General features: G+C 29.9%; 22 protein-coding genes. 20 read left to right on the plus strand and 2 right to left on the minus strand.

Annotated elements, in window-relative coordinates:
- From ACH2BC_RS04655 to ACH2BC_RS04685, 7 genes are all read left to right on the plus strand, one after another.
- A partial coding sequence (locus ACH2BC_RS04655; protein ID WP_395052820.1) for a phosphate acyltransferase occupies window positions 1-1,494 on the plus strand: 1,494 nt, incomplete at its 5' end.
- 366 nt (window positions 1,495-1,860) lie between these two features.
- The gene (locus ACH2BC_RS04660) at window positions 1,861-2,424 is read left to right on the plus strand and encodes a hypothetical protein (RefSeq protein WP_395052821.1); all 564 of its coding nucleotides are present in this window, start codon (window positions 1,861-1,863) and stop codon (window positions 2,422-2,424) included.
- A gap of 19 nt (window positions 2,425-2,443) precedes the next feature.
- On the plus strand, window positions 2,444-4,336 hold the full coding sequence (locus ACH2BC_RS04665; protein ID WP_395052822.1) for a T9SS type A sorting domain-containing protein: 1,893 nt from the start codon (window positions 2,444-2,446) through the stop codon (window positions 4,334-4,336).
- Window positions 4,337-4,496: 160 nt separating this feature from the next.
- Window positions 4,497-5,078 carry a Holliday junction branch migration protein RuvA gene (gene ruvA, locus ACH2BC_RS04670; RefSeq protein ID WP_395052823.1) on the plus strand — a complete coding sequence of 194 codons (582 nt, stop codon included), beginning with the start codon at window positions 4,497-4,499 and terminating at the stop codon, window positions 5,076-5,078.
- 3 nt (window positions 5,079-5,081) lie between these two features.
- Window positions 5,082-12,272: a cell surface protein SprA gene (gene sprA, locus ACH2BC_RS04675; RefSeq protein WP_395052824.1), complete on the plus strand. Its 7,191-nt coding sequence runs from the start codon at window positions 5,082-5,084 to the stop codon at window positions 12,270-12,272.
- A 66-nt stretch (window positions 12,273-12,338) separates the two neighbouring features.
- Window positions 12,339-12,719, plus strand: a complete 381-nt coding sequence (gene gcvH, locus ACH2BC_RS04680) for a glycine cleavage system protein GcvH (protein WP_395052872.1) — start codon at window positions 12,339-12,341, stop codon at window positions 12,717-12,719.
- Window positions 12,712-13,080, plus strand: coding sequence for a VanZ family protein (locus ACH2BC_RS04685; RefSeq protein ID WP_395052873.1), 369 nt, complete (start codon window positions 12,712-12,714; stop codon window positions 13,078-13,080). The genes gcvH and ACH2BC_RS04685 overlap by 8 nt, the downstream gene beginning before the upstream one ends.
- Window positions 13,081-13,141: 61 nt before the next feature.
- Here the strand turns inward: ACH2BC_RS04685 and ACH2BC_RS04690 are convergent, their stop codons facing one another.
- Window positions 13,142-13,375, minus strand: a complete 234-nt coding sequence (locus ACH2BC_RS04690; protein ID WP_395052825.1) for a helix-turn-helix domain-containing protein — start codon at window positions 13,373-13,375, stop codon at window positions 13,142-13,144.
- A 149-nt stretch (window positions 13,376-13,524) separates the two neighbouring features.
- Here ACH2BC_RS04690 and ACH2BC_RS04695 point away from each other — a divergent pair, with 149 nt between their 5' ends.
- The 13 genes from ACH2BC_RS04695 to ACH2BC_RS04755 all read left to right on the plus strand — a co-directional run bounded on the left by ACH2BC_RS04695 (window position 13,525) and on the right by ACH2BC_RS04755 (window position 25,848).
- Window positions 13,525-15,084, plus strand: coding sequence for a hypothetical protein (locus tag ACH2BC_RS04695; RefSeq protein WP_395052826.1), 1,560 nt, complete (start codon window positions 13,525-13,527; stop codon window positions 15,082-15,084).
- 2 nt (window positions 15,085-15,086) lie between these two features.
- On the plus strand, window positions 15,087-15,713 hold the full coding sequence (locus tag ACH2BC_RS04700) for a DUF6705 family protein (protein WP_395052827.1): 627 nt from the start codon (window positions 15,087-15,089) through the stop codon (window positions 15,711-15,713).
- Between the two features lie 216 nt (window positions 15,714-15,929).
- A complete protein-coding gene (locus tag ACH2BC_RS04705) occupies window positions 15,930-16,490 on the plus strand; it encodes a DUF6705 family protein (protein WP_395052828.1) in 561 nt (186 codons plus the stop codon).
- Window positions 16,491-16,677: 187 nt separating this feature from the next.
- Window positions 16,678-17,421, plus strand: a complete 744-nt coding sequence (deoC, locus tag ACH2BC_RS04710) for a deoxyribose-phosphate aldolase (RefSeq protein WP_395052829.1) — start codon at window positions 16,678-16,680, stop codon at window positions 17,419-17,421.
- A 6-nt stretch (window positions 17,422-17,427) separates the two neighbouring features.
- Window positions 17,428-19,560 (plus strand): gliding motility protein RemB, encoded by a 2,133-nt coding sequence (locus ACH2BC_RS04715; RefSeq protein WP_395052830.1) that lies wholly within the window; start codon window positions 17,428-17,430, stop codon window positions 19,558-19,560.
- Between the two features lie 1,016 nt (window positions 19,561-20,576).
- Window positions 20,577-21,479: a heme o synthase gene (gene cyoE, locus ACH2BC_RS04720; protein ID WP_395052831.1), complete on the plus strand. Its 903-nt coding sequence runs from the start codon at window positions 20,577-20,579 to the stop codon at window positions 21,477-21,479.
- Window positions 21,480-21,481: 2 nt separating this feature from the next.
- Window positions 21,482-22,063: a heme-copper oxidase subunit III gene (locus ACH2BC_RS04725; protein WP_395052832.1), complete on the plus strand. Its 582-nt coding sequence runs from the start codon at window positions 21,482-21,484 to the stop codon at window positions 22,061-22,063.
- 42 nt (window positions 22,064-22,105) lie between these two features.
- A complete protein-coding gene (locus ACH2BC_RS04730) occupies window positions 22,106-23,137 on the plus strand; it encodes a cytochrome c oxidase subunit 3 (RefSeq protein ID WP_395052833.1) in 1,032 nt (343 codons plus the stop codon).
- Between the two features lie 19 nt (window positions 23,138-23,156).
- A complete protein-coding gene (locus ACH2BC_RS04735) occupies window positions 23,157-23,507 on the plus strand; it encodes a cytochrome C oxidase subunit IV family protein (protein ID WP_395052834.1) in 351 nt (116 codons plus the stop codon).
- Between the two features lie 78 nt (window positions 23,508-23,585).
- Entirely contained in the window at window positions 23,586-24,242 is a 657-nt protein-coding gene (locus tag ACH2BC_RS04740) for a hypothetical protein (protein WP_395052835.1), read from the plus strand.
- A gap of 8 nt (window positions 24,243-24,250) precedes the next feature.
- Entirely contained in the window at window positions 24,251-24,931 is a 681-nt protein-coding gene (locus tag ACH2BC_RS04745) for an SCO family protein (RefSeq protein WP_395052836.1), read from the plus strand.
- Between the two features lies 1 nt (window position 24,932).
- On the plus strand, window positions 24,933-25,517 hold the full coding sequence (locus tag ACH2BC_RS04750) for a DUF420 domain-containing protein (RefSeq protein WP_395052837.1): 585 nt from the start codon (window positions 24,933-24,935) through the stop codon (window positions 25,515-25,517).
- Window positions 25,518-25,533: 16 nt separating this feature from the next.
- Window positions 25,534-25,848 (plus strand): hypothetical protein, encoded by a 315-nt coding sequence (locus tag ACH2BC_RS04755; RefSeq protein ID WP_395052838.1) that lies wholly within the window; start codon window positions 25,534-25,536, stop codon window positions 25,846-25,848.
- 75 nt (window positions 25,849-25,923) lie between these two features.
- On the opposite strand, the gene ACH2BC_RS04760 is transcribed toward ACH2BC_RS04755, so the two are convergent.
- Window positions 25,924-26,310 (minus strand): hypothetical protein, encoded by a 387-nt coding sequence (locus tag ACH2BC_RS04760; RefSeq protein ID WP_395052839.1) that lies wholly within the window; start codon window positions 26,308-26,310, stop codon window positions 25,924-25,926.
- Window positions 26,311-26,366: the final 56 nt, after the last annotated feature.

Here is a 26,366-nt window from a genome sequence, read left to right on the forward strand (position 1 = left end):
AAACCAGAAATGCTTGTTGGAATGGCGAAAGATCCTATTGTTTTTGCAATGGCTAATCCTGTTCCAGAGATTGATTATAACTTAGCAATTGCAACTCGAGACGATATTATAATGGCAACTGGTCGATCCGATCATCCTAATCAAGTAAATAATGTACTTGGTTTTCCATATATTTTTCGTGGCGCATTAGACGTTCGTGCAACCAAAATTAACGAAGCTATGAAAATGGCTGCGGTAAAAGCATTGGCAGCTTTGGCAAAAGAACACGTTCCAGAGCAAGTAAATATTGCTTATGGCGAAACTAAATTAAATTTTGGTAGAGATTATATAATTCCAAAACCATTTGATCCAAGATTAATTACAATGGTTGCGCCAGCAGTTGCCAAAGCTGCAATGGAAAGTGGTGTTGCATTAAATCCTATTACAGATTGGGAAAAATATAACGAAGAACTTCTTGAACGCTTAGGTTCAGATAATAAAATGGTTCGGCTTTTAACTAATCGTGCCAAGACAGATCCAAAACGTATAGTATTTGCAGAAGCAGATCAATTAGATGTTTTAAAAGCTGCACAGATTGTATATGAAGAAGGCATTGGACATCCAATATTATTAGGAAGAAAAGAAGATATTTTAGAATTAAAAGAAGAAATAGGATTTGATGCCGATGTTCCCATTTTTGATCCAAAAACTAAAGAAGAAGACAAACGCAGATTAGAATATGCCGATATTTTTTGGAAATCAAGACAACGAAGAGGAATTTCTCTTCTAGATGCTCAAAAATGGATGCGAGAACGAAATTATTTTGCAGCAATGATGGTAAATCAAGGCGATGCAGATGCAATGGTTTCTGGTTATTCACGAAGTTATCCATCGGTTGTAAAACCATTAATGCAATTAATTGGTAAAGCACCAGGAATTTCATTAATTGCTACCACTAATATGATGATGACCAATCGTGGTCCAATGTTTTTATCAGATACAGCAATAAATCCAAATCCATCTGCAGATGATTTAGCTAAAATTGCTTTAATGACAGAAAAAACAGTAAGAATGTTTGGAATGGAACCAGTTATTGCAATGGTTTCGTTTTCTAATTTTGGGTCATCATCGCACGAAAGTGCCAATAAAGTTCGCGAAGCTGTTGCTTATCTTCATAAATATTATCCAGATTTAATTGTAGATGGCGAAATTCAAACCGACTTTGCCCTAAATGCAGAAATGCTTTTAAAGAAATTTCCATTTTCTAAACTAGCAGGTAAAAAAGTAAATACGTTGATTTTTCCCAATTTAGAATCGGCCAACATTACTTATAAACTTTTAAAAGAATTATATAATGTTGATTCTGTTGGTCCAATTATGCTAGGAATGGAAAAACCTGTTCACATTTTTCAACTTGGCGCAAGCGTAGAAGAAATGGTAAATATGGCAGCAGTTGCAGTTGTAGATGCGCAAGAAAAAGGAAAACGTATTAAAAACTTTGATGTTAAATTGTAATTTTTTTAAAAATATTGTATTTTCAAAAAATTATTTCCTACATTTGAATTATTAAATATATAGAATGAAACATTAATTAATATTTATAGCGTTTCGCTAAAGATTTCCTTGTTTTCTTAAATCCGCAAAATTTAAATTAAATAGTACAAGGGATTCAAAGTAGAAACGTCTGCGGTTTGCGCAGGCGTTCTCTTTGTTTGTACTATATGGCTTTTTGCGGAGCCTAAGAAAGCAAACATTAGGGAATTTGCCTGCGCTGTCTTTTTAAACCGCAAGCAAAATGAAAAAATTAAATCAAAATCTTATTAGAGACCATAGTCCACCAAAATTAAAATCTTTTTATATAACATTAAAACCTAAACAATTATGAAATCAATTAAATTTTTACTAATTACATTATTTGTTTCAACATTTACAATCGATGCACAAATTAATAAAGGAAATTGGATGGTTGGAGGAAGTGCTTCATTTTCATCAAATAAAGAAATTTCTAAATTATATAATTCGACCTATAAAAGCCAATTAATTCAAACTTTTGCAAATATTGGTTATTTTCCTGTAAATAAATTTGCAACAGGAATAAAATTGGGCTACGAAGGAAACTTTGTTAACTATAATAATGATTTTAGTTTTAATAACTATTCTGTCGGTCCATTTGTTAGATATTATTTTTTGAAACAAGAAAAAATTATGAATGTTTTTATTGAAGCCAATTATACGATAGAAGAATTACATAACAAAGGTACTGTTCCTAATACCAATCATAATAAAGCATATTCATTTGTTGGAGGATCAACAATCTTTTTGAATAGTAGTGTGGGATTAGAAATTTCTGTAAAATATTCTTCTTTAATTAATAAAAATACGGATAATGGTTTAAATAAGATTGTTGTAGGATTAGGTTTTCAAATATTTTTAGAAAAAAAATAACAACTTAAAATCACAAAAAATGAAAAAAAATATATTTAAATTTTTAATAACATTAATAACATTTAATTTAGGATTTGCACAGAATCTAACAATAGATTATAGCTCTTTAAATAGCAATAACTGTAATGTTTTTGGAATTCCAACTACAATCAATTCTAGCACTCACAGAACATTATTAGGTCAACCGCAATGCCCATTAGGTATATTAAGGTTAGGTTCTGACTGGAACCTTGGTACACCAAAAGCATCGAGTTATCAATTGTCTTATAACTTTAAAGTTAATTATAGATATAAAGTAATTATTACGGCTAAAACTGGTTCTGTTCCTATAGCAACAAGTTTAACTTTAGGTTTTGGGAATAATAGTAATATAACTAACTTTTGTAATGGATTAGAATTAATGGGAGGTTATGCTGCTGGAGGATTTGGGTCACTTTCTACAATACAAATAAATTCAGGTGATTTTTTTGCTGATTTTACATTTGATTCTTATGTTATATCAACACCACAAAATTCACTTACTGTTACTCCTAATGCAATTTTTCAAATTAATCCAAGCATTCAAACAGTTCAAATAAGTAAAATTCAAATTATTGAAATACCACCACCACCGTCATTCACTTTATCTCCAAGTAATTTAAGTATTTCCTGTGGTGATATTTCAGTAAGAAATTTTAATGTTTCTCCTAGCAATATCCCAGTTGGTTCGGTCTTAAGTTATTCATGGAATTATAATGGGTGGACAAATTCAACAAACTCTACGATAAATTCAATAAATATTTACCCTAGTAATGCTTACGTATTGCCATCATCAGTTTCTGTAACTCCTTTTATAAATGGTATTCCATACCCAACTTTGAGTTGTTTAGTTAAAAGAACACTTTTCACCAGTTCGGCAACATTAACAGGCAATTCACTAGCTTGTGTTGGTACTAATAGCAATTATACTATTGCTGGTGCTGGCGCAGGTAATATTGTAAATTGGAGTATTTCAAATACTTCTATAGCCACATTGAATTCTCAAACTCAAACAAGTGTTAATGTTACTGGTGTAAGCAATGGTATTGCTGTATTGACTGCAACTATTACTAATTCGTGTGGACAACCTTCAACTAAAACATTAAATATAAATATTGGAAAACCGGTGCTTTTAAACAATAACCAATATGGTGGAGTTATTATTGGAGATTTATGGCTTTTAAAGGGTTTTATTCCTGCTACAGCATTGTCATTTCCAGCAGTTTCTGGTGCATCTGTATCAAATGCATACAGTTGGACTATTGTTCCAGACAATACTGATTTTAGTTTAAACTGCCCACTGACTGGAGCTTTACAAACTAAATTTTCAAACGGTTTGCAAACTATTACTACTTCTGTACCAACAACTAATATAAAAGCTGGTAATTGTACTGGTAATTATATAATAAAATGTGTTGTTGGAAATGCTTGTGGTTCTACAGAAACTTACATTACTTATTTAACAGTAGGTCCAGAAAGTACAAATCCTTGTAAAATTAATACTGTTGCATCAAAAAATAAAAAAATAATAGTTACTGAAAATCCAATCAAAAATGGTGAATTAAATATAAAAATTTTAAATTCGTCAAACTTAACAGCTTACAATGAAGAAACTTTTGTTATTGATCAAGATTCAACTTCTAATATTATTGATGGTACTCAACCTTGTTACAAATCTTGGCCTAAACCTGCACCAACTAATTTAAAAAGTAGTTTAAATGCAATTTCAAAACAAATTGAAGTTAGAATTTATGATATGTTTGGAAAACAAGTTTATTATAATACATTTGAAAAAACCGAAAATATAACTGTAAAAAATTTAAATTCAGGTAAATATATTTTAAGTTTATCAGACGAAGATGGAACTGAAAGAAAAATTATTATTGTGAATTAGTAACGCTAGTTAATTAAGAAATCTGTCTTGTACTTGTTACAAGGCAGATTTTTTTTTAAAGAAAAATTAAGTATGTCTTTACATTTTAGTTAGAATATTTTTCACAGTCAAATATTCAAGTTCAACTTTTTTACTATATTTGAATCAACTTTATAACTAAATGATAACACACATACAAGGAAAATTAGTAGAGAAAACGCCAACAGATGTAGTAATAGACTGTAATGGTGTTGGTTATCATATTAATATTTCATTACATACTTATTCGTTACTTCCTAAAACCGATTTTATAAAACTCTTTACACACTTGATAATCAAAGAAGATTCTCATTCGTTGTACGGATTTGTAGAAAAATCTGAAAAAGAAATTTTTAAAATGCTTTTAACCGTTTCTGGCATTGGAGCTGGAATTGCAAGAACAATGCTTTCTTCATTAGAACCAAAACAAATTATCAATGCGCTTGCTGTTGGAAACGTTGCTACAATACAATCTATTAAAGGAATTGGAGCTAAAACTGCACAAAGAGCGATTCTTGATTTAAAGGACAAAGTGTTAAAAATTTATGATTTAGACGAAGTTTATATGTTTCAAAACAATACAAATAGAGATGAAGCGTTATCTGCTTTGGAAGTTCTTGGTTTTGTTAGAAAATCATCAGAAAAAATTGTTGATAAAGTTATATCTGAAAACCCAGATGCAACTATTGAAACCATTATTAAACAAGCATTAAAAAATTTATAATTCTTGAAAACAAATTACCCTAATTATATACAATTTGTCCATAAAATAATTTTTATTTTTGGGATATTTCTAGTTTCAAATCTATCTTTTTCTCAAGTAGACGATGAGGTTAACGACTCCATTAAAGGATACAATACAGGTTCTATTGGTATAGATAACCCAAATAGTATTGTAGAAGCTTACGCTTATGATCCAGTTACAGATAGATATGTTTTAACCAAAACATTTGATGGATTTAATATAAATTATCCAATAATTTTAACGCCTAAAGAGTATCAAGATTTAGTTTTAAAAGAATCCATGCGCGATTATTTTAAGAAAAAATCCGATGCAATGGACGGAAGAAAAGAAGGAACAGAAGCTAATAAAAAAGATTTATTACCAAAGTATTATGTAAAATCTAGTCTTTTCGAATCTATTTTTGGAGGAAATACAATTGATGTAAAACCAACTGGTTCTGTTGAGGTTGATTTGGGCGGACGATATACAAAACAAGACAATCCATCATTTTCGCCAAGAAATAGAGCTACAACCACGTTTGATTTTGACCAACGAATTAGCATGAGTTTAATTGGAAAAGTAGGAACACGATTAAATGTAAATGCCAATTATGATACTGAATCTACGTTTGCTTTTCAAAATTTAATTAAATTAGAATACGCTCCAACAGAAGACGACATTATTCAAAAAATTGAAGTTGGAAACGTAAGTTTGCCATTAAACAGTTCGCTTATTCGTGGCGCACAAAGTTTGTTTGGAGTAAAAGCACAATTGCAATTTGGTAAAACAACAGTTACAGGAGTTTTCTCTGAACAAAAATCGCAAACTAAAAGTGTAACTTCTCAAGGTGGAGGAACTATTACCGATTTCGAACTTTTTGCACAAGAATATGATGCAGACAGACACTTTTTCTTTTCGCAATATTTTAAAAATAAATACGATTTCTCTCTTAGAAATTATCCATTAATTGACAGTAGAGTTCAAGTAACTAGAGTAGAAGTTTGGGTAACCAACAAGCAAAATCGAATTACAGCTGCCAATAATAATTTAAGAAATATAATTGCGCTTCAAGATTTAGGTGAAGCTAGATTAACAGGTTCAACAGATGCAGAAGTTGTGGCTAACGAATCGCCATTGGCTACTTTTTTTAATCTTCCACCAGATTCGCCAACAGATAACGAAAATAACGATTACGATCCAGCTTTAATACCAACAAATTCAGGTTTATTAAATCAACAAATTAGAGAAATAGTAACTTCTAATGCAGGTTTTAATAATGCAATTCCTGTAAGTGAAGGAACAGATTATGCCAAGTTAGAAAACGCAAGAAAATTAACTGCTAATGAATATACTTTTCATCCACAATTGGGTTATGTTTCTTTGCAACAACGTCTTACAAATGATGAAGTTCTTGCTGTTGCCTATCAATACACCATTGGCGATAATGTGTACCAAGTAGGAGAATTTGGAACTGATGGTGTAGATGCAACGCAGGTTGATCCTAACGGAATTCCATCTTCGCAAGCATTGATTTTAAAAATGCTAAAAAGTAGTTTAACTAATGTTCAAAAACCTATTTGGGCATTAATGATGAAAAATATTTATCAAATTCCTGGCGCATATCAATTGCAACAAGAAGATTTTAAATTTAATATTCTCTACACTGATCCTTCTCCACTAAATTATATTACGCAAGCTGATGTTGCAACGGCGCTTCCAGCAAATGTTGAAAATACACCATTGTTAAAAGTATTTGATATTGATAAATTAAATTACAATAATGATCCTCAAAATGGTGGTGATGGATTCTTTGATTTTATTCCAGGACTTACAGTAGATCCTCAATATGGAAGATTAATTTTCACCAAAATTGAACCATTTGGAGAACACTTATTTGAAAAATTAAGAAATGCACCAACTCAAAATTATGATGGTGATGAAAATAGTATTATAGATTATAATGCCAATCAAAAGAAATATGTTTTTAAAAGTTTGTATAAATCTACACAAGCTGCTGCGTTGCAAGACAGTGAAAAAAATAAATTTCAATTAAGAGGAAAATATAAATCTACTGGCGGCGAAGGAATTCCAATTGGAGCTTTTAATGTGCCAAAAGGTTCGGTAGTGGTTTCTGCAGGCGGAAGAATCCTTGTAGAAGGTGTAGATTATACAGTAAATTATCAAGCTGGAAGAGTTCAAATTCTTGATCCAGCACTTTCGGCATCAAATACTCCAATTGAAGTTTCTGTAGAAAATAATTCGGTTTTTGGTCAACAAACAAGACGCTTTTTCGGATTTAATATAGAACATAAATTTTCAGAAAAATTTGTAGTTAATGCAACTTTTTTAAAATTAACAGAAAGACCTTTTACTCAAAAATCTAATTACGGTCAAGAATCTGTAAACAATACTATTTTTGGTGGTAATGTAAATTATTCTACCGAAGCTCCTTTTTTAACCAGATTGGTAAATAAACTTCCAAATTTAGATACAGACGTTCCATCGAATATTTCTTTTAGAGGCGAAGTAGCTTTTTTAAAACCAAATTCTCCTAAAGCTGATCAATTTAATGGTGAACCAACAATTTATGTAGATGATTTTGAAGGTTCGCAAACCACAATCGATTTACGTTCTGCTTTTTCTTGGACATTGGCTGCAACTCCAGAACGAAATGCTGCAAGTCCATATCAAAATTTTGGCGCAAATGCCAACGATTTAAGTTACGGATTTAAACGAGCAAAAATGGCTTGGTATACCATTGATCCAATATTTTATACTCAACGACCAACAGGAATTTCTGAAGAAGAATTATCTTTTAATAGTACAAGAAGAATTTTTAGTCAAGAATTATATCCTGTTACAGATATTGCAGTAGGACAATCGCAAGTTATAAATACATTAGATTTATCTTATTTCCCAACAGAACGTGGACCATATAATTTTAATCCTGCAGCAACAAATAATATTTTGCCAGATCCAACAAATAACTTTGGTGGAATTGTACGTTCTTTAAATTCAACCAACTTTGAACAAGGAAATGTAGAATATGTACAATTTTGGATGTTAGATCCTTATTTTAATGGAACAGCAACTCCAGAAACTCCAACTGCAAATACAGGAAAAGTATATTTTAATCTTGGTGAAGTATCTGAAGATGTATTAAAAGATGGAAGAAAATTTTATGAAAACGGTGTAGGAACTGATCAAATTGTTGTACAACCACAAGGAATTTGGGGCGATGTTCCAGCTTCGCAATCATTAATTTATGCTTTTGATACTAATGAAGGTAACAGAATTTCTCAAGATGTTGGTTATAATGGTTTAAATAATACTCAAGAAGCAGCTAAGTTTCCTGCGTTTTCAGGTTTACCAGATCCAGCTGGAGATGATTACAATTACTTTTTAAATGCACAAGGAACTATTTTTGACAGATATAAAAATTACAACAATTTAGAAGGAAATTCTCCAATACAAGTTACAGATACTAATCGTGGATCAACAACAGTTCCAGATGTAGAAGATATAAATAGAGATAATACAATGAATACCATCAATGCCTATTATGAATATAGTGTTGATGTAAAACCAAATATGAATGTTGGAAGTGATAAATATGTTACCGATGTAAGAGAAACTCAAGTTGCCTTGCCAAGTGGAGGAACAATAAATGCAAGATGGATTCAATTTAAAATTCCAATATCACAACCCGAAAATACCATTGGAAGTATATCAGATTTTCGTTCTATTAGATTTATGAGAATGTTTATGACAGGATTTAATAGCCAAGTAACTTTGCGTTTTGGTGCGTTAGATTTAGTTCGTGGCGAATGGAGACGCTATGCTAAAACTTTAGATCCAGTTGATACCAATGTTGATGATGACAATACCGATTTTGATGTTTTTGCTTTAAATATTCAAGAAAACGGAAGCCGTACTCCAATTCCTTACGTAACGCCACCAGGAGTTCAACGCGAACAATTGTATAATAACAATACTTTGATTAATCAAAATGAGCAATCGTTAGGTTTAAGAGTTTCTGGAAATGGAAATGATGGATTGGAACCAGCAGATTCTAGAGCAGTTTTCAAAAATATTAGTGTAGACATGCGTCAATTTAAAAAATTGAAAATGTTTTTGCATGCCGAAGCTTTGCCAGATGAACCAAATTCTATTGAAGATGATGAAATGGTAGGATTTATACGATTTGGAAATGACTTTACAGAAAATTTTTATCAAGTAGAAATTCCATTAAAAAAATCTTCTTTTACCGCAAGATCACCAGAAGAAATTTGGCCAGAAGCCAATGAAATTGATTTGTCATTAGCATTATTAACACAATTAAAAATTTTAGCTCTAAACGAAGTTTTAGCTCCAGGAGAAATTTATTATAAAAACGAAGACGAATTAGATCCATCTTTGTCAGGAAAAGTAAATAAATTACGATTAGGAATTAGAGGTAATCCTAACTTTGGATTAGTAAGAACTTTAATGATAGGTGTAAAAAATCAAACTGATGTATTAGTTCCAATAAATAGAAGAGACATTAAAGGAGAAGCTTGGTTTAATGAACTGCGCTTAGCGCAAATGGACAACAAAGGCGGAATGGCAGCTGTTGCAAATTTAGATGGAAATTTTGCCGATTTTGCCACAATTTCTGCCACAGGAAAAATGAGTACAATAGGTTTTGGAACTTTAGAACAAGGTCCAAACGAAAGAAGTAGAGAAGACATTCAGCAATATAATATTGTTACCAATATGAGTTTAGGAAAATTACTTCCTAAAAAATGGGGAATAAATTTACCTTTTAATTATGCAATTGGCGAAGAATTTATTACACCTAAATACGATCCTTTTAATCAAGATATTGAACTAGAACAATTAATAGAAGTTACAGTAGATGAAACTCAAAAGAAAAATTTAAAAAATAGAGCAATAGATTATACTAAAAGAAAAAGTATCAATTTTATTGGAGTAAAAAAAGAAAGAGGCGAAAAACAAAAACAACATTTTTACGATCCAGAGAATTTAACGCTTTCATATTCTTATAATCAAGTAGACAGGCACAATTATGAAATTGAGAATTTTATAGATCAACAAGTTAATACAACTGCCGATTATACTTATGCATTTCAGTCTAAACCATTAGAACCATTTAAAAAAATAAAAGCGTTAAAAAGTAATTATTGGAAGTTATTGAGCGATTTTAACTTCAATTATTTACCATCAAATGTGTCTTTTAGTACTAATATTACAAGGCAATTTAATAAACAACAATTTAGATTAGTTGATGTTGAAGGAATTGGACTTGGCGAATTGTACCAACGTAATTTCTTATTCAATTATCAATATGGTTTTAATTATAATTTAACCAAGGCATTAAAAATTAATTTTAATGCAGCTTCTAATAATTTAGTTAGAAATTATCTTGACGAAAACAACAATCCAGATAATTCCTATACAATTTGGACTGATTATTGGAATCCTGGAACTGCCAATCAACACAACCAACAAATTACGGTTAATTACGAATTGCCAATTAATAAGTTACCATTTTTAAGTTTTGTAAAATCTACTTATACTTACACAGGCGATTCTAGTTGGCAACGTTCATCAATTGCATTGTCATCTATAACTGGTGCCGATGGATTTACTTATAACTTAGGAAATTCTATTCAAAATTCTGGTTCACATAGATTGAATACAGCATTTAATATGGACAGTTTTTATAAATATATAGGACTTACTAAAAACAAAAAAGTTAAAAAAACAGTTACAAACGCTGTTCCACCAAAACCTGGTCAAAAAGTAAATTCACCAACACCACAAGTTGCTAAAGACAGTAATGTTTTTCTAGATGGATTAATTGGTGTTTTAACTAGTATTAAAAATGTTCAAATTAATTATATCGAAAATAGAGGTACAGCTTTACCAGGATTTTTACCTGGAGTTGGTTTCTTTGGTTCGTCTAAACCTTCATTAGGATTTGCTTTTGGTGGACAAGACGAAGTTCGATTTGAAGCTGCAAAAAGAGGTTGGCTTACCAATTATCCAGAGTTTAATCAAAGTTTTACTCAAGTTACCAGTAGAACATTAGACATGACTGCTAACATAGATTTATTTCCAGATTTTAAAGTAGATTTAACTGCCAATAGAACTTATGCTAATAATTTCTCAGAGCAATTTGATGTTGATGCCAATGGAAATTACAGTTCACGTTCTCCAAACAATACCGGAAATTTCGCAATCTCTACCGTTTTAATTAAAACTGCTTTTTCTGCAAGTGACGAATTTGGTTCTGCTGCATTTGAAGAATTTAGAACTAACAGATTAGTTGTTGCCAACAGATTAGCCGAAAGATATTATGGAGGAAATCCATTTACTGTTGATGCAGAAGGTTATCCACAAGGTTTTGGAAAAAACAACCAAGCCGTATTGTTACCAGCATTTTTGGCTGCTTATTCGGGACAAAATAGTAGTGATGTATCTTTAGGAATTTTTAGAAATATACCTATTCCCAACTGGAACATAAAGTACAATGGATTAATGCGTTACAAATTCTTTAAAGATAAATTCAAGCGTTTTTCAATACAACACAATTACAAAGCATCTTATACAATTAACTCGTTTAGAAGTAATTTCGATTACAATCAAAATCCAAACGGAACAGATGCTGGAGGAAATTTATACAATAAAACAATTGTTGGTAATGTAAACTTAGTAGAACAATTTAGTCCATTGGTAAGAGTTGATTTTGAAACTAAAAGTTCGTTTAAAATTCTTGCCGAAATGAAACGTGATAGAGCATTATCATTAAGTTTTGATAATAATTTACTAACAGAAGTAAAAGGTGTAGAATATATTATTGGAACAGGTTATCGATTTAAAAATGTAATTTTCTCTACAAGATTATCTGATGATCCATCTGGTATTATAAAAGGAGATATTAATTTAAAAGTAGATTTCTCATACAGAAACAATAAAACAATAATTCGTTATTTAGATTATAACAACAATCAAATTGGTGGAGGACAAAACATTTGGTCAGCTAAATTAACTGCCGATTATTCGTTTAGTAAAAACCTAACAACAATTTTCTTTTATGATCATTCGTTTTCACAAGCAGTAATTTCTACTTCATTTCCGCTTACTAATATTAGAGCAGGATTTACATTACGTTATAACTTTGGAAATTAATTCATAAAATAATTTTATAAATTTAATAAGAACCTTTACTTTTACAGAAATAAAAAACAAAAAAATATAATGGTACCAAATAATTTAAAATACACTAAAGACCACGAATGGGTTTCAATTGATGGCGATGTTGCAACAGTAGGAATTACTCATTTTGCACAAAGCGAATTGGGCGATATTGTTTATGTAGAAGTAGAAACTTTAGACCAAACTCTAGAAAAAGATGAAGTCTTTGGAACTGTAGAAGCAGTAAAAACAGTATCAGATTTATTCTTGCCATTATCTGGAGAAATCATTGAATTTAATGAAGATTTAGAATCTAATCCAGAAAACGTAAATTCTGATCCTTATGGTAAAGGATGGATGGTAAAAATTAAAGTGTCAGATTTATCACAATGGGATGATTTATTAGACAACGAAGCTTACTCAAGTTTAATTGGTGCTTAATCAAACTTCAAAATTATTTTTAGCTTTAGTTTGGACGTTACTTGTAACATTTTTAAGCACAACAGAGCTTGATAATACTGTGGGAAGTTCAATAAAAATTCCATATAAAGATAAGTATGCTCATTTTGTTTTTTATTTTCTATTTGTAGTTTTATGGTACAATTACTTTAAAATCAAAGAGAGTTTAAAAAATAAAGAAATTATAGTTGTTGCAACAGCAATACTTTTCGGAATTGCAATGGAAGTTTACCAAACTACATTTACAACTACAAGACATGGAGACGTTCTAGATGTAATTGTAAATTCTATTGGCGCACTTTTAGGATTGTACTTTGTTAAATACTTACTTAGAAATAAATAAACATAGAAATCTCACCTTAGTGGGATTTTTTTGGTTTAATAAATTTATAAGCCATTAAACTCTAAAATTTAAACAAATCAATAATAGTAATATCTAGTGCATTTGCTATTTTCAGTAAAGAAATTATAGTTGGATTTCTTTTTCCAGCTTCAATAGTATTGTAGTTACTTTTGTCAAAACCACAACGATAGGCAATTTCAGTTTGCGTAATTTTCTTTTGCAAACGAATTTCTTTTATCTTTTTGCCAAGTGCAATTAGATATTGTTTATCGCTATGTTGGTTTTCTTCATACATAATGCGATATTCCAAATAATAGAATAAAAAAAGTTATTATATATTACAACTTTAAGAATAATTCTATATATTTGGTAAATCATTTATCTATTTCCAACCTTTTTGTAAAATAAGTACTCAATTATATTAACCAATAAACCAATTAGCTTATGAAACACTTTATTAAAATGGCATTCTATTTGTTATCAATTATTAGTATCTTTGGAATGAGTAGTTGTGAAAGAGATCTTTATGAAGATAAAATTTATCAATCAAAAGTTAATGTTGAAAAAGTATCTTTAAAAGATAATAATTCAGAAGTTAATATCAACAAAAATCTTTTTAAAGCAGTATCAAAAATTAAAAAATACAATAACGACATTGCTGGAAAAATTGTTTATGACAGTATTAACAATATATATTTTGATGACGAATCAGGGATTAAAATTACAAAAGATGATTATGAATCTTATACTTTTAAAATTATTAAAGATGATGGTAATTTAGAAAATTTATTATTTATTAAAAATCAATTAGCAGAATTTGATGTTTATAAAGTTTATTATTCTTTTACAGAAGAAGAAATGAAAACTATTTCTCAATCACAACTTCAACAAAGCGAAACAACTTACATTGATATTAATGATAAATATGGAATTCCAGAATTAATATGTATTGATATAATGTCTCTTGTAGATAATGGTGAAGTACATGGCGCAGATACACCACCAACTTATGTTTGGGTTGTAACCGGTTCAATCTGTGGTTGGGTTGGCGGTGGCGGTGGCGGTGAAGGTTCTAGTGGAGGCGATGGTGGCTCAAGTGGTGGCGGTACAAGTGGAGGAAATAGTAATAATGGTGGTGGTGGTGGTGGAGAAATTAGTAATACTGGTGGCGGTTCACCACATAATAATTCCAATCCTCAAATATTAACTTCACCTGTTCATGGAGGACCAAAACAAATAAATCATCTTGCAAAATTAAAGGCGATTACTGATGTTTCTCCACCAAATTCTCCACCAAATATTTTAAGAAATAAGATAATGCAATATCATTATTCATTACCTAATGCAACACAAGAAAATGGAGTTGAAGTTCGAAAAAATATTGTACCAATTGGTTCTCCTCAAACATATTCATTCATTAATCCATTGGAAGTTGGATATGATTATACAAAATTTGGGGATCCAAATATTAATACTATTATGTATATTCACTTACATCACACTACAACTCAAACAAACTCTAATGGACAAGAAAAAGAGTTAACACCAGTTTTTAGTGATGGCGATTTAACTCAGTTTGCTAAAAGTTTTAATCAATTAAATGAATTAAATGCTAGTGATAAAAATAATTTAACATCAATTTTAGTTTCAAAGAATGGTGTCTTTGCGATGAGAGTTGGTGATGATAATGAGTTATTAGGTTTTAATGATTGGCTTAATACAACTACGGCAAATGGGAAAAAAAATTCTGAAATATTTAATGAAATGTTTTATAAAAATGTAATTGTTAAATCTAAAACAAAAGCTATAGAAATATATAATTCAACTGGTGGAACTACTCAAGCTCAGCTAGATAAAATTGTCTATGAGCAGCTTGAAAAATGGTTTATAAAATTTATTCAAAATTTTAATCAAAATTATGGAAGTATTGGAATATTTCTCTTCAAAGGAACCATTCAGAATGGACAAATCACATGGTCACAATTAACAACTTTAATAGATTAAAAATGAAAAAAATATTTATATTGATAATAATAATTGTAACAGCAATAAAATCATATTCGCAGGTAGAAGTAGCTGTTGAGGAACAATTTATTCATGATGAAGAAAATCCATATTTAAAAGATTTAAATGGTGTTATGGATAAATTTGAAGGAGAATGGTTATTTACTGATCCAACACATTATTTAAAAATAAAGTTTTATAAAATTGAATACGTTGATCAAATAATATTACAAAAGCATGAAATATATGACGAATTACGTTCTTTTATTTTATACAAAGAACTACAATTAGGTATTTGGGTAACAATATATAATACTTTTCCAGCAACATTTACTCAAACCGATTTAGATAATCAGAACTTCAATGCAAAATGTATTCATGGTAATTTAGTTTCTAATAGTAACAATAATGAAGTAAATTTATTTTACTTCGAACCATTGCCAGTTTGTTCTATAAAAGAGAATGGTAATTTAAAATTGACATATACAAATAATTCTGGAATCGAACAATTACAATGGGATTATGGAATTATTCATGGTAGATCAGTTGTAGAACTGTGTTCTAATAATAATAATAATATATTTATACCATATAAAATACCAATTCAGATTACGCTTAACAAAATATAAATCTATTTAAATGACTAGTTCTAAATAATCTGTAACGATTGTTTAGAGCTAGTTAATTTACTAAAATTTCAACAATGACAAACGAATTGAACCTTACAATGATTTTATTTCAAATTTTCCTTTGCTACAAATTTGATTCAAATATTAAGTGAAAGTGATTAAAAAATTTAACTCTGAGTATTTGCAGAATAATAATTTGAAACTTAATTTAAAAAAATGAAATTAAAACTTTTAATTTTACTGTTATTTACTAATTCTATTTTAATTTCACAAATTCAAATAATTCCGCTTGAAAATAAATTAAATTATCTTTATAATAACGATGTTACGAATTACTATTTTAAGGATGTCAATAATGAACTTGAAAAATTTACTGGAAAATGGAAATTTGTAAATGATAGTATAATAGTCGAATTAGAAATATTAAAAATTGAAAAAAAATATACTGGTGGTTATTATTATGAAGATGATCTTCAAATAATAATTAGAAAAAAAACATTCAATCCAATACAAATAAATTCAAATAAAGAAGTTTTTTCTCATATTATAATTGGAGGATATTTTGAAAATCAAAATAAAATTAATAGATTTAATTTGTTTTTTACAGAAGCAATTGATAAAGAAAGACCAATGTTATGTGGACATTTTAGCATTGTCAATCTTGATTTTGAAATAAATTCTAAAATTTTAATTTGGAATATTAATTTAAAGGAATTATATTTTATTAAGTCTACTAAATTATTTCCAAATAGGATGATTTTTGAAAAGGAAAATTAAAAATTAAAAAATCCTAAAGTATAAAAACTCTCCTTACTTTAATTTGTCTTTCTAATAAATTTTTAAAAAAGCAATTAAAATCTTTATTAGCATACTCCAATTTCCAACCCAAAAAATAAAACAATCACAAAATCTCACCTTAGTGGGATTTTTTTTTACTTTTATACCAAATATCGCAACCGCTAAAATGAACATAAAACAATTTCTAGATTCTACCTATTTAAAAACTGCCGAACAAGCAGGAATTACTGAAGCGCAAAATAAAAAAATCGCTACAGCATTCATTCAAGAAGCTATTGACGAAGGTTTTAAATTAATTATGATTCGACCAAATTATGTTTCTTTGGCAAAAAAAATGATTGCTGATGCCAATTCTAAACTTACCATTGGAACCGTAATTTCATTTCCAGATGGAACAAACTCAATAGAAGAAAAACTAGAAGAAGCAACGCAAGCCATAAAAAATGGTGCCGACGATTTAGATTTTGTTTGCAATCACGAAGCATTTAAACTTGGAGAACTAAGTTTAGTAAAAAACGAAATTCTAGAATGCACAAGATTAGGATTAGCCAATAACAAAATTGTAAAATGGATTATAGAAGTTGCTGCTTTAAACAGCAATCAAATAATTCAACTTTCGGCATTGATAAAAAATGTTGTTATGGCAAATTTTAAAGAAGAATGTTATAAAGATGTTTTTGTAAAATCGTCAACCGGATTCTATAAAACTCAAGATAACTTACCAAACGGCGCAACAATTGAAACTATAATTATGATGTTAGAAAACGCTTCGCCACTCGCAATAAAAGCCGCTGGTGGAGTTAAAACTTATAACGAAGCTGTAGCAATGATTCAACTTGGCGTAAAAAGAATAGGAACATCATCTGCCAAAGCAATTTCCAATGGCGAAACCGCAATAAATAATTACTAATTTTTTATGATTAGAACCATGTATAAAATAATTTATAGCTTACTTTTTGTTTTTTGCTCAATGCAAATTTCTGCTCAAAAAAGTAGCGAACAATTTCCAGTTTTTCCAAAATGTGTAAACTTGCAAGCCAAAGAATTAGAAAATTGCTTTAATAATGAAGTACAAACTTTTGTTTTTTCTAATTTTAAAGTACCACAAAATTTGCCTTCAGATTATAGAGGAAATGTAATTGTACTTTTTGAAGTTACCGATAAAGGAAAATTTCAAGTACAATATGTTGATGCCAATAATGACGATTTAATTTCAGAAAGCAAGCGTGTTTTTGCACAATTACCAAAAATTAATCCGCCAACGTATAACGGAAAACCAACGTATTCTAAATACACCATTAAAATTGCAATTCCGCTAGTAAATCCTGCCGATATTCCTGTAGAGGAAACAACTAATAATTCAAATGGAATTGTGAAACCAAATTTAACTTCCACTAAATTTGATAAAAACAAAGAACTAAAAGAATTTGACAGTATAGTTTATAAAAAATTTCAAAATCCACAATTTAAAAGCAATTTAAATATTCCGTTTTCGCACAGTTATTATTCGCAATTCGATGCCGAGTTAAATCAAGTTGGAAGCAACAACCACACAGCTTCTAAACCTTATACTTATGCTGAGGTTTCTAAATATTACGACTTAACTTTAGAGAATCAAAAACTAATGAAAACCAAAACTTCTTGGTGGTCAAGAAAATTATGGAACGAAAATACAGTTGAAATTCAAGGTGAAGGATATTGGTTTACAATGAATCCAATTTTCGACTTGCAAGTAGGAAAATCAGATCCAAGTAAATCTAATTACACATTTGTAAATACTCGAGGAATTCAAATTCGTGGTGGACTTGGCGAACAATTAAATTTTACAACAACAATTTATGAAAGTCAAGGTAGGTTTGCCGATTATTTTAATAATTATGCAAATTCTATTAAACCAGCAGGCGGAAATCCGGCAATAATTCCAGGAATAGGAATTGCAAAAGAATTTAAAACTGACAGCTACGATTTTCCACTTGCCGAAGCCAATTTAACCTTTACGCCAAGTAAATTTATCAATTTGCAATTGGGTTATGGTCGCAATTTTATTGGCGATGGTTATCGATCGTTGCTTTTTAGCGATGGCGCAAGTCCATATCCATATTTTAAAATTAACACCAATTTTTGGAAAATAAAATATACAAATACCTACACTTGGATGAAAGATGTGCGTCCAGAAGTTACTGTAGACAGAACGTATGCTACCAAATATGTAGCAAATCATTACCTTAGTTGGAACGTTACCAAGCGTTTCAATCTAGGACTTTTCGAAAGCGTAGTTTGGAGCAATCAAAACGATAGAGGTTTCGATGTAAGTTTTGTAAATCCAATAATTTTTTATCGCGCAGTAGAATTTGCATCGTCATCTAGAAGCGGAAATGCCTTGCTAGGATTAACAACCAAATACAAATTTAACAGTCAAGTTAATTTTTACGCACAATTTTTATTAGACGAATTTTCTCTTGGCGAAGTAAAAAATCAAAACCAAAGTTGGAAGAATAAATTTGCTTACCAAGTTGGTTTAAAATATTATAATGCATTCAATATCAATAATTTATTGTTGCAGGTTGAATACAATCACATTCGTCCGTATGTGTATGCGCACAGTGAAGTTTTAACCAATTACGGTCACAACAACCAAAGTTTAGGACACAATTGGGGTGGAAATGCCAAAGAATTACTTGCAATTGCTCGTTACCACAAAGGAAGATATTTTGCCGATGCCAAACTTACTTACGGAATTCGTGGATTAGATCTAGACACAGCAACAGACACCAATAATTATGGCGGAAACATTTATAAAGATTACGATGAAATTCGTCCGTATGATACAGGCGTAAAAATTGGTCAAGGAAATAAAACTACTATAGTTATTGCCGATTTACAAGCCGGATATTTAATAAATCCAAGCACCAATTTAAAAGTTTTTGGAAGTTTAATTTATAGAAATTTTAGCCCAACAATAGCAACCGATTTAATTAAAAAAGAAACTACAACTTGGTTTTCTCTAGGTTTACGATGCGATATTTTCAATTGGTATTTCGATTATTAGTACTTGTGCTGATGAATATCAGTAGCAATTGGCTTGGGCATTTAAGCAAACCATTCCTGCCTGCCGGCAGGCAGGTTCCAGCTTTCATTGCATAAATCCCGATAAAAATCGGGATGTTATTCCATTCTATCTGGGCTAAATTATTTTTTTCTTTTTTTAAAATCTTGGGTTTTAAAACTATTTTGTTATTTCGACGAAAGGAGAAGTCACACAATCTAAATCAAAGCAAACCATACCACAATCTTGTCATTCTGAGGCACGAAGAATCTCCACAACTTTACTAAATATTGTTTGCAGAGATTCTTCCTTTGTCAGAATGACAAGTTCGCGTCTAGAAATTCGTGAAAATTCGTGTAATTAGTGTCTAAAAATAACCACAATCTTGTCATTCTGAGGCACGAAGAATCTTCACAACTATACTAAACATCGTTTGCAAAGATTCTTCCTTCGTCAGAATGACAAGTTTGCGTTTAGAAATTCGTGAAAATTCGTGTAATTCGTGTGTGAAAAACAACTATACAAAACATTATATGCAAAGATTCTTCCTTCATCAGAATGACAAGTTCGCGTTTAGAAATTCGTGAAAATTCGTGTAATTCGTGTGTGAAAAACAACCATACAAAACGTTGTTTGCAAATATTCTTCCTTCGTCAGAATGACATTTTTTCATTAAAAATCTCTGAAAAATCCGTTCAATCCGTTCAATCTGTGGCAAAAAAATTAAAGTTAAAAAAAAGAATTTCACAAAAGACAAAAACAATCTAGCCGTGATGGCAATGGAAATCCTGCATAATTGCGACAAGAAATTATGCAGATTGGAATGTACAGCAGGAAAATGCATAGTAGAAAATACCCAAACCATTCGCTTTTGACAATCATCAGCACAAGTTATAAACAAAAAATTCATTGATAAAACATTAACTATTGTTTAGAAAAAAAATCTAAAAACTACACCATAAATTCTACAATGTAATTCGTACCTTTGCACAATTAAAAAATACAAACAACTTTTTAGCTTGAACGCAACCGCACAAACATTTTCTCCAAAAACAATTTATCAAGATTTTCTTGAAATAACCAAAGCTCGGCTTGCGGTAAGCGTTTTGTTTTCGTCTGTTGCAGGATATTTATTGGGTTTTGACAAGAATCATCCTTTTAGTTGGAGTGTTTTATTAATGTTGTGTATTGGCGGTTATTGTATGGTTGGCGCTTCTAATGCTTACAATCAAGTTATTGAAAAAGACCTTGATGTATTGATGGACAGAACTAAAAATCGTCCAGTTCCAGCCAAAAGAATGACGCCAAATATGGCTTTGTTTATAGCAAGTTTACTCACAATTATTGGTTTGATTTTACTTTATTTTATCAATCCTAAAACAGCAATGTTTGGTGCGATTTCTATATTTTTATACACATCGGTTTATACGCCATTAAAAACAATGACGCCACTTTCGGTATTTGTTGGTGCGTTTCCTGGAGCAATTCCGTTTTTATTGGGTTGGGTTGCCGCAACAGATCATTTTGGTATAGAAGCCGGAACGTTATTTTTAATTCAGTTTTTTTGGCAGTTTCCACATTTTTGGGCAATTGGATGGTTTTTATATGAAGATTACGAAAAAGCAGGATTTTTTATGCTTCCAACAGGAAAAAGAGACACGAAAACCGCAACTCAAATATTATTATACACAGGTTGGTTAATTATTGCATCGCTTTTACCAGTTTTGGGTTATACCGGACAATTAAAAATTTCAATAATCTCGGCAATTTTAGTATTTGGTTTAGGTTTATGGATGCTACTTTATGCTGTAAAACTGTATCAGAATAGAACTCCAAAAGCTGCTAAAACTTTAATGTTGGTAAGTGTTTCCTATATTACTTTGTTACAAATAATTTATATAACAGATAAATTTTTACGATAGTTATGACAATGACAGCCGAAGAACATAAAAAAAGAAGCAATCGTTCTTATAAATTATTATTGCTTTTTGCAATGATAAGCATGACAATGATGTTTGCTGGATTAACAAGTGCTTATGTGGTTAGTAAATCTAGAACCGATTGGATGAAAGATTTTGAAATGCCAATGCCATTTTTTTATAGTTTAATTACCATAATTTTGTGTAGTGTAACGTTTCATTTTTCAAAATTAAGAATTCAAAAAGACGACAGAAAAACTACAACACTATTATTATTAGCAACTTTAGCACTTGGAATTGCTTTTGTATATTTACAATTTGAAGGTTTTAACGAGTTGTTTAAAAAAGGATTAGTTCCAGTTGGTGGAAGTGGCGCAATTACTATTTCATTTTTGTATGTTGTTGTGTTTGCACACCTTTTACACCTTGCTGGAGGAATAATTTCTTTGTTAATTATTATTTATAATCATTTTAAACAAAAGTATAATTCAAGCCAATTTATTGGTATTGAGCTTGGTGCAATGTACTGGCACTTTCTTGATTTATTATGGATTTATTTATTTTTGTTTTTATATTTCTTTAAATAAGAAAAAAACGTAAATTTGGGAACTTTTTAACTATTACTTTTTATGGGATCGACAGTTACAACTGCACAAACTGTAGGAAAAACTTGGGATGGCGGAAATGAGCCATTAGGAGCAAGTTACGGAAAATTAATGATGTGGTTTTTCATCGTTTCAGATGCATTAACCTTTTCAGGATTTTTAGCAGCTTACGGTTTTTCTAGATTTAAATTTATAGAAACTTGGCCTTTGGCAGACGAAGTGTTTACGCACTTTCCGTTTATGCATGGCATTACTGCGCCAATGTACTATGTTGCTTTAATGACTTTTATTTTGATATTTTCATCAGTAACAATGGTTTTGGCTGTTGATGCTGGCCATCAAATGAAGCAAGGAAAAGTAGCATTTTATATGTTTTTAACAATAATTGGAGGTATGATTTTTGTTGGTTCTCAAGCTTGGGAATGGAAAAATTTTATCAAAGGTGAATATGGAGCAATAGAAACAAAAGGTGGAAGTATTCTTCAGTTTGTTGATGCTAAAGGTGAACGTATTGCACTAGAAAAGTTTGCAGTTACTCTTCCAGAAGATAGAGAACAACTTACGCCAGGAAAAGGTAGATGGTTTATGAGTGGTGATCCAGTGACAAATTATTCTGTTGCCGAAGTTCAAGCTGGTTTTAAAGCTAGACCAGATTTATTAATTCGTACAGAAGTTATAAATGGCTCAGGTACAATTGTTACAGCCGAAGGTTTAAATGAAGATGCTAGATTAAATTCTTCCAAACATAAATTTATTTTATCTAGAGCAGAATCTGAAAAAAGATTGGCGCAAGCAACTCAAGTAGTAGAAGGTGCGAATTTGCAACATAATGAATATGGAAGTAAATTGTTTGCCGATTTCTTTTTCTTTATTACAGGATTTCACGGTTTTCACGTATTTTCAGGTGTAATTATCAATATCATTATTTTTATAAACATTCTTTTAGGAACATACCAAAAAAGAGGAAGTTATGAAATGGTTGAAAAAGTTGGACTTTATTGGCACTTTGTCGATTTAGTTTGGGTATTTGTATTTACATTCTTCTATTTAGTTTAATTTTTTAGAAATATATATTATGTCACACGAACACGTTTCTAATTTAAAGAGAATTTGGTTTGTTTTTGGATTGTTATCATTTGTAACAATTGTAGAAGTTACTTTAGGTATTTACAAACCAGATATGCTTTTTAAAACTGATTTTTTAGGAATGAACTTACTTAACTGGATTTTCATTATACTAACAATTTATAAAGCTTACTATATAGTTTGGGCTTTTATGCACATGGAAGGTGAAGTTGTTGCCTTGCGATGGATGGTTGTTGCAACCGCAATATTTTTAATACTATATTTAATATTCATTCTCTTAACCGAAGGACATTATATATTTGGAGTTTTTAAGAATTCTACAATTAAATGGAATTTTTAACAAAATATTAATTCAATAAAAAGGTGTCCATTGGATGCCTTTTTTTTATTTTTGTACTATCTTAATTTCATAATTCTAATGAAAAAAAATATCGTTCTTTTTGTATTATTTATTTTACCATTGGTTGCCTATCTTTTCTTTGCATCTGGTATTAATAGTTTTGGAAAATTACCAATTCTCACAAAATCTGTTTTTGATATTACAACCTTTAAATCTGTAAATGATAAACCAGTTTTATTAAAAAATAAAATTTCTATTGTTGGGTTTCCTGGTAATAAAATCATGGCTAGAAAAGGAAATTTCTTTAATCTTTATGAAAAAATCTATAAAAAAAATGAAGAATTTAAAGATTTTCAAATTGTAATGGTAGTTCCAGAAGAAGCCAAATTAGAAACAGAAAAAATGATGTTAGATTTAAAAAAGCTTGGATCAATTTCTGGATGGAAATTTGTTTTTGCTTCGCCAAATGAAATAACTAATTTTTATTCCAGTTTAAAATTAGAAGCTACTTTAGATAGTGATTTAGGAACAGAAAATGTTTTTATTATAGATAAGAAATTAAATCTTCGTGGTAGAAAAGGCAAGAGTGTAAAAGGTGATGTTGAATATAGAGAAGGTTACAATACCAAGTTAGTATCTGAGTTGCATAATGAAATGACTGATGATGTAAAAGTAATTTTAGCCGAATACAGATTGGCATTAAAAAAGAATAAAAATGCTACTAGAAAAATTTAAGTAACAGTATGAAAAACAAATCTTATATAGGAATATCATTAATTATTTTAGTTTTCGGAATTATTTTTGTTCCTAAAATTGTAAATAGAATAAAAGACGGAACTGTTGTAAAAAACGACCGAATGAGTGAAGGAAATAATAAAAAAATTGATACTACTTTACAAATTATTAGACAAGCTCCAAAGTTTGAGTTAACCAATCAGAATAATAAAAAAATCACCAATCAAGATTATGCAGGAAAAGTATATGTTTTAGAATTTTTCTTTTCTACTTGTCCTTCAATTTGTCCTATTATGAACAAAAATATGTTGGTGTTGGAAAAAGAGTTTATAAAAGATAAAGATTTTGCAATTGCATCAATAACAATAAATCCTGCAAATGATACTTCAGAAGTTTTAAAAAAGCATGCGCAAGATTTGGGTGTAACATCTGTTAATTGGAATTTTTTAACTGGCAATAAAGACTATATTTATAACATTGCTAATAATGGTTTTTATCTTGGCGTAGGAGAAAATGCTAAAGCAAATGGCGGATTTGAACATTCAGGAATGTTTGCATTAATAGACAAGAAAGGCAACATTAGATGTAGAAAAGATAAAAATAACAATCCAGTTTTATATTATGATGGTTTAGTTAAAAGTGGAGTAGATGCAATAAAAGAAGACATTAAAAAATTATTAGAAGAGTAAAATGGAAAGTTCAACATTAGAAAAAAAATTAAATTTACCAATAATAATTGTTTCAATTGTAATACCAGTTGCAGTTGCTGTGATGTTTAGTTTTAAACTAAAAGATTTTGGCATTATAGTAGAACCATTATCGTTTTTACCACCAATTTATGCTTCAATAAATGCATTAACAGCAGTTTTATTAATTGCAGGATTAATTTCTATTTTAAACAAGAAAAAAGAATTACATAAAAAATTTATGACAAGTGCAATTGCATGTTCTATAGTTTTTTTAGTAATGTATGTTGCTTATCATTTAACGTCTAATTCTGTAAAATTTGGCGACATAAATCATAATAATATTCTAGACGGAAATGAAAAAGAATTGGTTGGTTCCATTAGATTTTTATATTATTTTATCTTGATTTCGCACATTGGATTGTCAATAATTGTAATTCCGTTTGTGTTATTTACTTATGTTAGAGCATTGTCTGGAAACTTTGAAAGACACAAGAAATTGGCAAGAATTACGTTTCCAATATGGTTGTATGTTGCCATTACTGGCGTAATTGTATATTTAATGATTTCACCTTATTATGTTAAGTAAAAATAAAGTTGGGAAGATGGAAGATGGAATTTGGAAGTTGGAGGATGGAATTTGGAAGTTGGAAGATGGAAGATGGAAGATGGAAGTTGGACAGTTTCAAAATCTTCTAAGAAAGTGTCTTGTGACAATTTTATTTATGTTTACTTTTTTAAATTCTTATACTATAAAAGCGCAATGCGCCATGTGCAGAGCATCATTAGAAAGTGAAGGAAACGCAACAAAAGTTGAAGCCGTGAATGACGGAATTGTTTATTTAATGGTAATTCCTTACGTGTTAGTTGGTATTGTTGGGTATTTAATTTTTAGAATGTATAATAAGAAGAAGGAATAGAAGGTGCATTAAATTACAGAATTCTCTTAAAGATTCAAAATTAGTGTGATGTTCCGCAACTTCGCTAAATCGCTGTTAGTCGTTGTGATTATATTTTCGGTCTTGAATCAAATAAAAAAGTAAAACTGCATTTACAAATGTTAACATGAGTAATGAAAAAGTGATAAGGTAAAGTCCTTCATTGACTTGTGAAATCGAAAATACCAGAAACACTAAGCTCATTAACACAAAGATGCAAACAAAAAACTGAACAAAAATCTTGTATTTATTGTTATTTCTTAACTCATGAAACGTTGTAACTACTATTAAAGTTATAATACTAAATAATGCAGCCCATAATCCAAGATTATTTTCATTCTGATGAACCTCAGTAAGGATGGAGTCAACGATTAGAAAAAACGGAATTGATAATCCTAGAATAACTCTATAAATGAACGAAATTATTTTATATGGTTTGGTCATAAATAGGCGATTTTATCAATCTGAAACTTATACAGGATAACTTTTTATGGTTTGCA

This window comes from Flavobacterium sp. (assembly GCF_043760115.1).
GTDB lineage: Bacteria > Bacteroidota > Bacteroidia > Flavobacteriales > Flavobacteriaceae > Flavobacterium.